Below are 12,309 nucleotides of genomic sequence, written 5' to 3'. Positions count from 1 at the left end.
CGTCATTGCGAGCGCAGCGAAGCAATCCAGACTGTCTCTGCGGAGGGATCCTGGATTGCTTCGCTGCGCTCGCAATGACGGGGACACGCAGCATCGTCCTCCATTGTGGGTACAGATCTCGCGCCGGAGACAAACCCCTATGCCCTCGCGACGCCATCGCGCCCGAGTCATGCGAAGCTCTCGCCCTCATCCGAAGCAAGGGCGCAGGGAAGGCCGGGCCTCGGCTGAGGCCCGTGGCCCCCGTGCGTGAAAGAGTGCACGGGGCAGGAACCACAGGTTCAGCCGGAACGACCCGGCCTTCCCTGCGCGACGGTGTTACGGCTTATACGTCCTCTCCTCGGTGTGCCGGCTTGTAGCCACCGTCGCCCGCGCGCGGCGTCAGCAGCGGCGCGAGCTTGGCATCAGCGTCGGGATGCCGGGACCTTACGATTTCGCCGTCCTGCCCGAACCGTTCGTCCGCGCACCCGAAAGCACGCTGCAATCCTGACAGGCCATCGCATCCCGCGCTCAACGTCCGTGACGACCGCGATACGCCCCTCGCAACGAGGCGGGATGCGCATGAGAGAACATGAATTCTGTAAAAGCGAAAGAAGAATTTTGTGCGCGTCGGACGCGACGAGCGGGATCGGGTTGAATGTGCGGACGAAAATCGTTTCTCGACGCAGATGATTTGAGTGATCCCAGCGCAGGGTCGGCGCCGACGAGGTGGAGCAGATCGCGCAACGCGCCGACCTGATTCGCCCGTCGGGCAGTCCGCTACGCCGCACTCTCCATCAGAGCCTCTTCCGCTTCCGCCACCGCGGCCGGCGTGCCGACATGCATCCAGACGCCTTCGAGGCGGAGGCCGAACAGGCGGTCCTGCTCGTTCGCCTTGTCGAACATCTTCGTCAGCGAGAACTCGCCCTTCGGCGCGCCGTCGAAGATCGACGGCGAGATGATCGCGGCGCCCGCGTAGACGAACGGCACCACCTGATGCTCCCGCCGCTTGCGCAAGGTACCGTCGGCGAGCATCGCGTAGTCGCCTTGACCCGCGTAGCCGATCGAGGTCGCGGTCGGCGCCATCAGCAGCATGATGTCCATGCGTTCGGGATCGAACGCGTCGGCGAGCCGGGACAGGTTCTGGCGCACGCCCTCGATCCACATCGTGTCGGAGTTGACGTGGAAGAACGGCTCGTGGCCGAGCAGCGGCAGCGCCTTGACGACGCCGCCGCCGGTGCCGAGCACCTGGTCGCGCTCGTCGGAGATGATCACGCGGGGCGTGCTGCGCGCGGCCGTGTGCGCGATGATCTGGTCGGCGAGATAGTGGACATTGACGACGGCTTCGGTGACGCCGGCTTCGGCGAGGCGGTCGAGCACATGGTCGAGCAGCGGGCGGCCGGCGACGCGCACCAGCGGTTTGGGCATCGTCTCCGTCAGTGGGCGCATGCGCAATCCGAGACCGGCGGCGAGGACCATGGCTTTGTGCGGCTTGACGGGCATCTTCAGGGCATCTCGATCAACGGTGGCATGTGCGAATCATACCACGCAAAAACATCTATCGTCTCGGCCGGTTGCGATAGCCCGGGCCGATGACGAATATGCGACGGCTGCCCGGCCATCGTGATGCAAGATGCCGCAGTCGTGGCTCGGTCAGGCTTCGGCCGCGGCGCGCTTGTTGGTCTTCTTCTTGCCTTGCTTCAGGAAGGTGACGCCGATCTGGTCGCCATTGACCCAGGCCAACTCGCAGCGCCGGTAGGCTAGGCCGGTCGACGACAACAGCAGGAAGAACTCCTTCAGGTGAAGGCCTTCGACCGAGCCCTCGACCGTCAGCTTCGCCCCGGTCTCCGAGACGTCCTCGATGGTGCAGTTGCGCCGCCAGGTGCCGTCGATGCCCATCATGAAAGCCGGGATGCCGCGCTCGAAGACGACGCGTTCGCCCTTCATCCGCTCTGCCATCGCAACCTCCATTCACGCGCGGCGCGCAACCGGCGCCACGGGCGCAAGGTAAAGGGGGATGGCTAAGAACCGGTAAAGCCACGGAGGTGCGCGGTCTTGGCGCGTTCTCTCTCCACGGCGGCGATCGGCTCCCCTCCCCGCAAGGGGGAGGGGGAGCGCACCGGTGGTGCTGCGAGACGCTGCCTTAAGCCACCCCTGCCGGTGGCGGCACGTTGGCCGCGTACCAGTCGCGGACTGGGTCGAGCGCCGCGTGCGCCAGCGACCGGTGGAGATAGTCCCAGATGCGAGGCTGGTGCTTGAGGTAGTGCGGCTTGCCGTCGCGGCGGTTGAGGCGGGCGAAGGTACCCAGCAGGCGGGTGTTGCGCTGGACGGACATGATCGCGTAGTGCGCGCCGAATTCGTCGGCGTCGAAGTCCGTCGACGCCGCTTGGCGTGCGGCGATGTAGCGCTCTCGGAGCGCCCGCTCGAGTTCTGCCGACACGTCGATCCGGGCGTCCTGCGCCAGGGAGACCACGTCGTAGGCCGGCGGTCCCATCACCGCGTCCTGGAAGTCGATCACGCCCACGCGGGCGATGCCTTCGCGCGCGGGCAGCCAGAGTAGGTTGGGCGAGTGGTAGTCGCGGATCACCCAGGTCGGCTTAGATGTCGGCTTAGATGTGGGCTTGGCCGCGAGCGGCGCCTCCAGCAACTCGCGCCATATTTCCAGGAATTCGGCGCGCAGCACCTGCGACAGCTCCACGCCACGGTCGGGCAGGTACCATTCGAGCATCAGGCCGATCTCGATCAGCATGGCTTCGACGTCGAAGGTCGGGACCTCGTAGGTCACCTGCGGCGCCAGCGGCAGCACCGAGGGGACGTCTTGCGCGTGCAGCGCGGCCAACAGATCGGTCGCGGCCTCGTAGCGCTCCACGATCGGTCGTGGCGGGTCGCCCTCGATCACGCCCTCGCGTCCGAGATCCTCGGTGATGAGAAAGCCGTGGCCGAGATCGGCGTCGTTGATCTTCGGCGCCGAGATGCCGCGCCCGCGCAAGGCGGCGGCGATCGCGACGAATGGGCGGACGTCCTCGGCGAGATGCACGGCGCCGCTATAGGGCTTGCCGTTGTAGATCGCCGGGCCGTCGGGCCGCTTCGGCGAGTTCATCAGGATGGAGACGCGCTCGCCCTTGTGGAGCCGCGCATAGGAGCGGGTCGAGGCATCGCCGGCCATGCGCTCGCGGCGCGATTTGGCGTGCCCGGCCTCGGCGAGGAATTCGCGCAAGGCTTTCAGCCGTGCAACCACCGCGGCCGCCTTGCCGCTGCCGGTGATCTCGGCGCTGCGGGCGGTGTCGCCCTGCGATGGATCGTGGCGCAGCGCGATGTCGACGCGATCCAGCGGGAGAGTGCCGCCGGCGCGCTCCGGCCATTCGATCAGCACGACGGTCGCCTCCGGCAGCGGCGACAGGCCGATCTCCTCGAGCTCCGATGCATCGCTGATGCGATAGAGATCGGCATGCACCAGCGGGAAGCTCGGCAGGTCGTAGCTCTGCGCCAGAGTGAAGGTCGGACTCGGCACCTCCAGCTCGTCGTCGCCGGCGAGATAGCGGATCATCGCCCGCGCCGCCGCCGTCTTGCCGGCGCCGAGATCGCCCGTGAGCGTGATCAGTGCACCCGGACCGATCAGCAGCGCGAGATCGGCCATCAGGGCGGCGGTGGCGGTCTCGTCCGCCAGCGTGGTGGTGAATGTCAGCTGGTCCGTCATTCCGCGGCGTTGCGTTGCGCGACGTGGTCGGTCGGGAAGTCACAGGTGACCGTGGTGCCCTTGCCGACCGCCGAATCCATACGCACCCTGCCGCCATGCAGCTCGACGAAGGAGCGCACCAGCGACAGTCCGAGGCCGGCGCCGCGATGGCGCGAGCCCTGCGAATGGCTCTCGAACCATTCGAACACCTTGTCCTTCACCTCGGGCGGAATGCCGGGGCCGGAATCGGTGACCGCGAAGATGACGCTGTGGTCGGTGCGGCGGGCGCTGACGACGACGCTCGAATCCGGCGGCGAGAAGCCGACGGCGTTGGCGAGCAGATTGTAGAGCACCTGCACGACGCGGCGCTCGTCGCCGACGAAAGAGCCGACATCAGGGTCCACCGCGATCGTCAATCGGATGCGATCCGTGGCAAGCCGGTCCTGCACGCCCTCGGCGGCGGCCTCGATCGCCTTGGCGGCGTCGACAGGCCCGAGCTCGAGCTTCATGGCGCCGGCATCGATGGTGGCGAGGTCGAGAATGTTGTTGGTCAGCGCCAGCAGCGCGTTGGTGGATTTGGTGACGTAGTCGAGATACTCGGCCTGCTTCGGGGTCAGCGGCCCGGTCGACGGATCGGACAGGAAATGCGCGAAGCCGATGATCGTCGTCAGCGGCGCGCGCAGCTCGTAGGATACGTGGTGGACGAAGTCGATCTTCATCTGGCCGGCGGCTTCGAGCGCCTCGTTGCTCTCGCGCAGGGCTCGCTCGACATTCTCGGTGTCGGTGATGTCCTGGAAGGTCAGCATGGTCGCGCCGTCGGGCAGCGGGCGGCTCATGCAGTCGAGCACGCTGCCGTCCTTGCGCTCGAGCTTCAGCGCAACGTCGAGCCGGTTCTCGATCGACGTGATCGCCTCGCGGATGGTGCGCCAGGCGACCGCATCGTCATAGAGCTGATGGCACCAGGATTCCACGGTGTCGATGTGCGGATGCTCGCGCAACTGATCCGGCGACAGCCGCCACATCTTGGCGAAGGCCGGATTGAACAGCTCGACCCGGCCGTTCGAGCCGAACACCGCGACGCCCTCGGCAAGGCTGTCGAGGGTCTCGCGCTGGACCCGGATCAAGCCGTCGAAGCGGCGGGCAAGCGCGAAGCTCTCGGTGACGTCGTCGAACAGATAGGTGACGCCGCCTTCCGGGTTCGGCGTGGTGACGACCGACAGCGCGCGGCCGTCGGGCAGGAACCAGGTGTCCTTGGCGGCCTCGACGGCGCGATAGGCCTCGTGAAGCTTGGCCTTCCAGGCCCGGAAGTCGGCCTGCTCGGGCAACTTGCGCGCGGCGCGAAGACGGTCGAGCACCGACGAGTCATCCGGCTGGCTGTCCAGGAAGGCGGGATCGAGACGCCACAGCCGGCGATAGGAGTCGTTGTAGAAGGCGAGCCGGCGCTGGCCGTCGAACACGGCTACGCCCGAGGACAACTGATCGAGCGTGCGCCGGTGTGCTTCCCGCATCCGCACCACGGCCGCGTCCAGGGCCGCCGCCTCGCTGGCGTCGATGGCGACGCCAGCGCTGCCGTTTCCCAGCATGAAGGCGCGCACGTCGTACATGCGGCGCTCGCCGCCGGTCACGATCGGCAGCCGGCCCTCGAAACGGCCGTTGGTGGCGAGCGCGCGCTGCAGGTCGATACGGTCGGCCGAGTCGAGCAGCTCGATGTTGCGGCCGATCGCGTCCGGCACGTCGCGGGCATCGGCGGCACGGGCATAGGCGGCGTTGACGTAAGCGAGAGCGCCATTGGCCTGCCGTGCCCAGATCGGCCACGGCAGCGCCGCTGCCAGCGCGCGCAGCGACTCCGTCTCCTCGCCGAGCGCCTTGAAGCGGAGCTGCGTCTCGGCGAGCTCGCGGCGCAGGCCGGACAATTCGCGGATGCGCACGATGGCCTGGCCGCCGATGGCGCGGCCCATCGCCTCGATCGCATGGCCGTGCGAGGTGGTGAGATTGAGCATGAAGCCTTCGCCCGCCTCGCGCAGCGCGTCGACGGCGCGGTCGAGCTGCAGCGCGGGCTCCGGCGGCAGCCAGGTTCCAAAGGCGAGAATGCGCTGCGGCTGATCCTGCGGCACCAGCATCGAGGTGTCGCCGGAGATCTGCGGACGGTGGCCGCCGGCCGGCCAGGCGATCAGGATCTGCGGCTCGGCGAACAGCAGCGCACGGTAGCGATCGGCCTGCAATTGCAGCCCGGCGACGTCGGCGCGCAGCCGCGCTTCCTTCCGGCCGGCCGCCAGACGCGTGCGCACCAGCGCGACCGCGGCGACGACGGAGAAGCCGAGCAGCGCCAGCATCGCCGTGACCTCGGCGATATCAGGACGGCTCAGCTCGAACAGCGTCGTGATCGCATCCGGCGCCACGCCATCGCCTGCGAAGCCCGGTGTCGCCGGCGCAAGCGCAGTCGCAGCGAGACCCATCAGGCCCTTGCGCGCAAGTGACGTGCACGACAGCAGCGTCTGACGCATCACCACGATCACGCCCGACATATTTGCCCCAAACCGCACGAAGTTCCGGGCGCCGATCGCGTCGACCGCGCCGTCTCACGAATCAATCAACCATAACCGCTTCGGGACTCCAGCGGTAAGAGTCCAGACCGTGAACGATGGTTGCGCCTGAGGAAAATGCGTCCACCGATCGACTCTTTCGAGTCGGAACAGTGGCAAGCCCGTAGTTCAACGGCCCGTCGAGCCGAAGCCGCCGCTGCCGCGCGCGGTCGTCGTCAAGGTTGTCGCGAGGCTGAGCTCGGCGCGCGCGACGGCGGCGATCACCATCTGCGCGATGCGCTCGCCGCGGCGGATCGTAAACGGTTCCTTGCCGTGGTTGATCAGCAGCACGCAGATCTCGCCGCGGTAATCCGCGTCCACCGTGCCCGGTGAGTTCAGCACTGTGACGCCGTGCCGCGCAGCGAGCCCCGAACGCGGCCGCACCTGGGCCTCGTAGCCGTCGGGCAGCGCGATCGACAATCCCGTCGGCACCATCGCATGGCCGCCCGACGCAAGGACGAGCGGAGCATCGGGCGGAACCGCGGCGAGCAGATCGAGCCCCGCGGCATGTGCGGTCTGATAGGCCGGCAGCGGTAGGCCCTCGCCATGCGGCAAAATCTGCACGTCGATCGCGATCGTCTGTGTCACGCAACGGGTCCCATGGTTCTGGCGATCTCGGCGACGAGCGCAGTCGCGACCTCGTCCTTGGTCATGATCGGCCAGGACGCGACATGGACGCCATCGGCGTCCTTCGTCAAGAGATGTACGGTGTTGCGGTCGCCGCCCATCACACCGGTCGCGGCCGAGACGTCGTTGGCGACGATCCAGTCGCAGCCCTTGCGGGCGAACTTTGCCTTCGCGTTGTCGATCAGGTGCTCGGTCTCGGCGGCGAAGCCGATGACGAGACCAGGCCGCTTCTCCTGCAGCTTCGAGATCGTGGCGAGGATGTCGGGGTTCTCGACCAGCGTCAGCGGCGGGATCGCCTTGTCCGTCTTCTTCAGCTTCTGGCCGCCCTCATTGGCGACGCGCCAGTCGGCCACCGCCGCGGCGAAGATCGCGACGTCGGCGGGCAGCTCGGCCTCGACGGCCTCCAGCATCTGCCGCGCCGATTCGACGTGGGTGACGCTGACGCCCTTGGGGTCGGCAAGCTCCACCGGTCCTGCGATCAGCCGCACGTCGGCGCCGGCGGCCTGCGCGGCGGCGGCGATCGCAAAGCCCTGCTTGCCGGAGGAGCGGTTGGCGATGTAGCGCACCGGGTCGATCGGCTCGTGGGTCGGGCCCGCGGTGATCAGCACGCGGCGGCCGGCGAGCGGGCGCGGCACAGGCGGCTTGAGCATGGCGACGACGGCGTCCGCAATCTCGGTCGGCTCGGCCATGCGGCCGACACCGGCCTCGCCCTTCTCCGCCATCTCGCCGGCGTTCGGCCCGATCATCTGGACGCCGTCGCGCTGCAGGGTCGCGGCGTTGCGGCGCGTCGCCGGATTGCTCCACATCATCGGGTTCATCGCCGGCGCCAGCAGGATCGGCCGGCTCGCCGCGAGCAGGATGGCGCTGGCGAGGTCGTCGGCGGCGCCGTGCGCCATCTTCGACATCAGGTCGGCGGTCGCCGGTGCCACCACGATGAGATCGCAGTCGCGTGCGAGCCGGATGTGGCCGACGTCGAACTCGCTGCGCGCGTCGAACAGATCGGTGAAGACACGATCTCCCGACAGCGCCGATGCGGCGAGCTCGGTCACGAATTGCGTCGCCGCCTTGGTCAGCACGCAGCGGACCTGGATGTGGCGCTCCTTGAGCCGCCGGATCAGGTCGAGCGATTTGTAGGCGGCGATGCCGCCGCCGATGATCAGGGTGACGCGAGCCTCGCGCGCCTGGCCGGGCTGGGGGACGAGCGGGGCGGAGAGGTTGGCTGGAGCTGGCGGCGCCATCGGCGGCTCGGATGGATCGGCAGGCTCGATCAGCGCGCGCAGGATGACCCGGACTTCCTCTTCGACGGAGCGCCCGTTCTGCGCCGAGCGCAGTCGCAGATAAGTCTTGAGAGAGTCGTCCAGCTTGCGGATGGTCAGGCTCGCCATGACCGCCTCCCCAGCGTTGCCCTTGTGAAGGCAATGCTAGCAGAAAATGACAGCAGTGCAATCAGAGGAAGGTGGGCAAAGCGGCCGCCATGGGCGGCAGCGCTGCGCCTTTGCCCAGGCTGCGAGCCTAAAGCCTGAGCACCGCGAACAGAATGCCGATGAAGGTCAGCGCGATGACCCATAGCGCGATGGCGCGCCAGCGGCTCTTCTTGCCTTCGGTGCGGCCCATGGCGGCGATGGTTTCCGGCGACAGGCGCAGGCCGTCGCGGGTCATGGTCTCCATGTGCTCCAGCACGGCGGCGGCGCGGGCGGCGAGCACGGGCAGGGTCGCGCTGAGCCGGACCAGGTCGCCGACGCCGGACACGGCGCCTTCGATGCGGCCGAGCGGGCCGAGATTGCGCTCGATCCATTCGCGCACCACGGGATCGGCGACCTTCCAGATGTCGAGCTTGGGATCGAAGCCGCGCGCGACGCCCTCGACCACCACCATGGTCTTCTGCAGCAGGATCAGCTCCGGCCGGGTGCGCATGTCGAACAGGCCGGTGACCTCGAGCAGCAGGGTCAGCAGCTTGGCCATCGAGATTTCTTCGGCCGTGCGGTTGTGGATCGGCTCGCCGATGGCGCGGATGGCCTGGGCGAAATTCTCCACCGAATGATGCGGCGGCACGTAGCCGGCCTCGAAATGCACTTCGGCGACGCGGCGATAGTCGCGGGTGATGAAGCCGAGCAGGATCTCGGCGAGGAAGCGCCGCTCCTTCATGCCGAGCCGGCCCATGATGCCGAAATCCACCGCGACCAGCCGTCCCTGCTGGTCCAGGAACAGGTTGCCCGGGTGCATGTCGGCGTGGAAGAAGCCGTCACGCAGCGCGTGGCGGAGAAAGCTCTGGATCACCTTGCGGCCGACGTCGGGCAGATCGACATTGGCCGCCGCGAGCCGGGCGTGATCGTTCAGCGCGATGCCGTCGATCCACTCCATCGTCAGCACGGTGTTGGCGGTGCGATCCCAGTCGACCGTGGGTACGCGGAAGTCCGGATCGTCCTTGATGTTTTCCGCCATCTCGGAGAGCGCAGCGGCCTCCAGGCGAAGGTCCATCTCCATCGCGACCGAGCGCGACATCGTGTTGATGACCTCGACCAGCCGCAGCCGCCGCGCCTCCGACGAATGCGCCTCGGCCTTTTCGGCGACGAAGAAGAAATCGGAGAGGTCGCGGCGGAAGCGCGAGGCGACGTTCGGCCGAAGCACCTTCACCGCGACCGGACGACGAATGCCGTCGCGCTCGACCTCGCCGCGATGCACCTGCGCGATCGAGGCGGCGGCGACCGGAGGACCGAGATGCGTGAACAGCTGGCTGATCGGGCGCTCGAGCGCGGTGGCGATGACCGCCTCGGCCTCGGCCTGCGGGAATGGCGGCAGCCGGTCCTGCAGCGATTCGAGGTCGCGCGCCATGATGACGCCGACGACGTCGGGCCGCGTCGCCAGGAACTGGCCGAGCTTGAGATAGGCCGGGCCCATGCGCTCCAGCGCCCGCGACAATCTTGGCCCGGACTTGGCGCCGGGGCGCTCGACGAGGCGCGCCAGCTTCAGCGCGAGCTGGCCCGGCGGCGGCGCCAGGCTCGGATCGACGGCGCCGAACACGCCCTCGCGCGCGAACACGAAGGCGGCCCGGGCGAGCCGCGTAATGTGGGTGAGTGCGGAGATCACAAACGCCAGCCGGAATGAAGCGCGACGATGCCGCCGGAGAGAGTCTGCCAGGACACGCGGGAGAAGCCGGCCGCCGAGATCATCTCGGCGAAGGCGCTGGGGCGCGGAAACTGGCGGATCGATTCGACGAGGTAGCGGTAGGACTCGGCATCGCCGGTGACGGCGCGGCCGAGCTGCGGGATCACGTTGAAGGAGAACAGGTCGTAGAGCTTGTCGAGCCCGGGCATCTCGACGGTGGAGAATTCCAGGCACAGGAATCGGCCGCCATGCTTGAGCACGCGGAAGGCCTCGGCGAGCGCGAGCTCGATCTGCGGCACGTTGCGGATGCCGAAGGCGATCGTATAGGCGTCGAAGGAGCGGTCGGGAAAGGCGAGCTTTTCGGCATTGCCCTCGACGAACGAGACCTTGTCGTCGAGATATTGCTTCAGCGCCCGCTGGCGCCCGACCTCGAGCATGTCGCTGTTGATGTCGCACACGGTGGCATGGAAGCCGGCGCCGGCCTTCCTGGCGGCGCGGAAGGAGATGTCACCGGTGCCGCCGGCCACGTCGAGCAGCGCAAACGGCGCATCGCTCTTCGGCGGGTTCAGCGTGTTGATCATGATGTCCTTCCAGACGCGGTGCAGTCCGCCCGACATCAGGTCGTTCATCAGGTCGTAGCGCTGTGCCACGCTGTGAAACACGTCGTTCACCAGCGTCTGCTTCTCGCCCAGAGGCACGTCCCTGAAGCCGAAATGAGTGGTTTGGTCCGGCTGATCCATCACCCTTACTCCGATACGGCACCATAGCGCTGATGCGGCCAAGGCGCTATCACGTCAGCCGGACAAGGTGAATGGTCGCGGATGCAAAAGGTGAAATGAGCCGGCATGCCTGAGCTGCCCGAAGTCGAGACCGTCCGGCGCGGGCTGCAGCCCGTCATGGAAGGCGCCGTCATCGTCAAGGCCGAGGCCCGGCGCGGCGATCTCAGGTTTCCGTTCCAGCCCGATTTTGCGAAGCGCCTGCAGGGCCAGACCGTCAGGGGACTCGGCCGGCGCGCCAAATATCTGCTGGCCGACCTCGGCTCCGGCGACGTGCTGCTGATGCATCTGGGCATGTCCGGCTCGTTCCGGGTGATCAAGCCGGAGCACGAGGAGACGCCGGGCGAGTTTCACTATCCGCGCGGCAAGGACAGCGTGCACGACCATGTCGTGTTTCACATGTCGTCTGGCGCCGACATCGTGTTCAACGATCCGCGCCGCTTCGGCTTCATGAAGATCATCGGCCGCGGCGAGATCGAGACCGAGCCGCATCTGAAGGATCTCGGGCCCGAGCCGCTCGGCAATGAATTCGATGCCGCCATGCTGGCGCGCGCCTGTGCCGGCAAGAAGACCAGCCTCAAGGCGGCGCTGCTCGACCAGCGCGTCGTCGCCGGCCTCGGCAACATCTATGTCTGCGAGGCGCTGTTCCGCGCCCATCTGTCGCCGCGACGGCTGGCGGCAACGCTGGCAACGAAGAAGGGCGAGCCCACGGATCACGCCAGGCGTCTGGTGGAAGCGATCCACACCGTGCTCAACGAGGCCATCCGCGCCGGCGGCTCGTCGCTGCGCGATCACCGCCAGACATCAGGCGAGCTCGGCTATTTCCAGCATTCGTTCCAGGTCTATGACCGGGAGGGCGAGCCGTGCCGGACCGATGGCTGCGGCGGCGTGGTGAAGCGCTTCGTGCAGAACGGGCGCTCGACCTTCTGGTGCCCGAAGTGCCAGAAGTGATGCAGCGGCCGACCAGCCGGCATGGCCGGCTTGCCCCAGTCTGCTTGTGACGGACGGGGGCGGGGGTATACTGCCGCCATGGCTGTCAGCTCGCCCGATCTGAAAGCATTCCTGCTCGCGACGCCGTTCTTCGGCGGCCTGCCCGATGCGAGCCTCGATCTGCTGGTCTCGATGCTGGTCGCGCGTGAGTTCGAGAGCGGCGCCGTGGTCGTCGCCGAGGGCGAGGCGGGTCGTTCGATGTTCGTCGTGCACAGCGGCACGCTGGAGGTGAGCGAGCGCCTGGAGACGGGCGTTGCGATCCATATGTCGCGTCTCGAGCCTGGCGATTTCTTCGGCGAGATGACCCTGCTCGACATGCAGAACAGATCGGCCACCGTCGTCGCGGAAGCGCCGACCGTATTGTACGAGCTGACGGCGCAAAAGCTGTATGCCTTCTACAAGGCTGACATCCACGCCTATGTGATCGTGCTGCAGAACATCAATCGCGAGCTATGCCGCCGCCTGCGTCGCGCCGATGCGCGGATCAAGCAGCTGGAGATGCGCGAGGCTGGAGAGCGCTAGGCCCGGTTGGATTCGGTGGACTCGATCCCGCGGTCGGTGATCTTTCCCTCGCCCC

Annotated in this window: 10 protein-coding genes; 2 read left to right on the top strand and 8 right to left on the bottom strand. The window is 67.6% G+C overall.

What is annotated here, in order from left to right; all coding sequences use genetic code 11:
• Positions 1 to 756 precede the first annotated feature (756 nt).
• From QX041_RS20235 to ubiE, 8 genes are all read right to left on the bottom strand, one after another.
• Positions 757 to 1,479, bottom strand: a complete 723-nt coding sequence (locus QX041_RS20235) for a nucleotidyltransferase family protein (RefSeq protein ID WP_315751761.1) — start codon at positions 1,477 to 1,479, stop codon at positions 757 to 759.
• Positions 1,480 to 1,629: 150 nt separating this feature from the next.
• Entirely contained in the window at positions 1,630 to 1,935 is a 306-nt protein-coding gene (locus QX041_RS20230) for a PilZ domain-containing protein (RefSeq protein WP_315716899.1), read from the bottom strand.
• Between the two features lie 184 nt (positions 1,936 to 2,119).
• Complete coding sequence (tsaE, locus tag QX041_RS20225; RefSeq protein ID WP_316166366.1) at positions 2,120 to 3,673, bottom strand: tRNA (adenosine(37)-N6)-threonylcarbamoyltransferase complex ATPase subunit type 1 TsaE; 1,554 nt, start codon at positions 3,671 to 3,673, stop codon at positions 2,120 to 2,122.
• The gene (locus QX041_RS20220; RefSeq protein WP_316166365.1) at positions 3,670 to 6,177 is read right to left on the bottom strand and encodes a sensor histidine kinase; all 2,508 of its coding nucleotides are present in this window, start codon (positions 6,175 to 6,177) and stop codon (positions 3,670 to 3,672) included. The genes tsaE and QX041_RS20220 overlap by 4 nt, the downstream gene beginning before the upstream one ends.
• A gap of 186 nt (positions 6,178 to 6,363) precedes the next feature.
• Positions 6,364 to 6,822 carry a dUTP diphosphatase gene (gene dut / locus QX041_RS20215; RefSeq protein ID WP_315716902.1) on the bottom strand — a complete coding sequence of 153 codons (459 nt, stop codon included), beginning with the start codon at positions 6,820 to 6,822 and terminating at the stop codon, positions 6,364 to 6,366.
• Positions 6,819 to 8,246 (bottom strand): bifunctional phosphopantothenoylcysteine decarboxylase/phosphopantothenate--cysteine ligase CoaBC, encoded by a 1,428-nt coding sequence (gene coaBC, locus QX041_RS20210; protein WP_316166364.1) that lies wholly within the window; start codon positions 8,244 to 8,246, stop codon positions 6,819 to 6,821. Before coaBC ends, dut begins: the two co-directional genes overlap by 4 nt.
• A gap of 127 nt (positions 8,247 to 8,373) precedes the next feature.
• Complete coding sequence (ubiB, locus tag QX041_RS20205) at positions 8,374 to 9,948, bottom strand: 2-polyprenylphenol 6-hydroxylase (RefSeq protein WP_316166363.1); 1,575 nt, start codon at positions 9,946 to 9,948, stop codon at positions 8,374 to 8,376.
• On the bottom strand, positions 9,945 to 10,706 hold the full coding sequence (gene ubiE / locus QX041_RS20200) for a bifunctional demethylmenaquinone methyltransferase/2-methoxy-6-polyprenyl-1,4-benzoquinol methylase UbiE (protein WP_315716905.1): 762 nt from the start codon (positions 10,704 to 10,706) through the stop codon (positions 9,945 to 9,947). Before ubiE ends, ubiB begins: the two co-directional genes overlap by 4 nt.
• Positions 10,707 to 10,811: 105 nt before the next feature.
• Between ubiE and mutM the strand changes: the two genes are divergently transcribed.
• Positions 10,812 to 11,693 carry a bifunctional DNA-formamidopyrimidine glycosylase/DNA-(apurinic or apyrimidinic site) lyase gene (gene mutM / locus QX041_RS20195; RefSeq protein WP_315751767.1) on the top strand — a complete coding sequence of 294 codons (882 nt, stop codon included), beginning with the start codon at positions 10,812 to 10,814 and terminating at the stop codon, positions 11,691 to 11,693.
• Between the two features lie 78 nt (positions 11,694 to 11,771).
• Positions 11,772 to 12,254: a cyclic nucleotide-binding domain-containing protein gene (locus QX041_RS20190; RefSeq protein ID WP_315716907.1), complete on the top strand. Its 483-nt coding sequence runs from the start codon at positions 11,772 to 11,774 to the stop codon at positions 12,252 to 12,254.
• Positions 12,255 to 12,309: the final 55 nt, after the last annotated feature.

Origin of the sequence: Bradyrhizobium sp. SZCCHNRI2009, from assembly GCF_032485115.1 — a bacterium.
Lineage (GTDB): Bacteria > Pseudomonadota > Alphaproteobacteria > Rhizobiales > Xanthobacteraceae > Bradyrhizobium.
Note: the sequence above shows the minus strand (reverse complement) of the source record. Positions and strands in the feature narration are given on the sequence as shown.

Coding starts and splice junctions, on each gene's coding strand:
- QX041_RS20235 (WP_315751761.1), bottom strand. CDS start 1,479: ATGCCCGTCAAGCCGCACAAAGCCATGGTCCTCGCCGCCGGTCTCGGA.
- QX041_RS20230 (WP_315716899.1), bottom strand. CDS start 1,935: ATGGCAGAGCGGATGAAGGGCGAACGCGTCGTCTTCGAGCGCGGCATC.
- tsaE (WP_316166366.1), bottom strand. CDS start 3,673: ATGACGGACCAGCTGACATTCACCACCACGCTGGCGGACGAGACCGCC.
- QX041_RS20220 (WP_316166365.1), bottom strand. CDS start 6,177: ATGTCGGGCGTGATCGTGGTGATGCGTCAGACGCTGCTGTCGTGCACG.
- coaBC (WP_316166364.1), bottom strand. CDS start 8,246: ATGGCGAGCCTGACCATCCGCAAGCTGGACGACTCTCTCAAGACTTAT.
- ubiE (WP_315716905.1), bottom strand. CDS start 10,706: ATGGATCAGCCGGACCAAACCACTCATTTCGGCTTCAGGGACGTGCCT.
- mutM (WP_315751767.1), top strand. CDS start 10,812: ATGCCTGAGCTGCCCGAAGTCGAGACCGTCCGGCGCGGGCTGCAGCCC.
- QX041_RS20190 (WP_315716907.1), top strand. CDS start 11,772: ATGGCTGTCAGCTCGCCCGATCTGAAAGCATTCCTGCTCGCGACGCCG.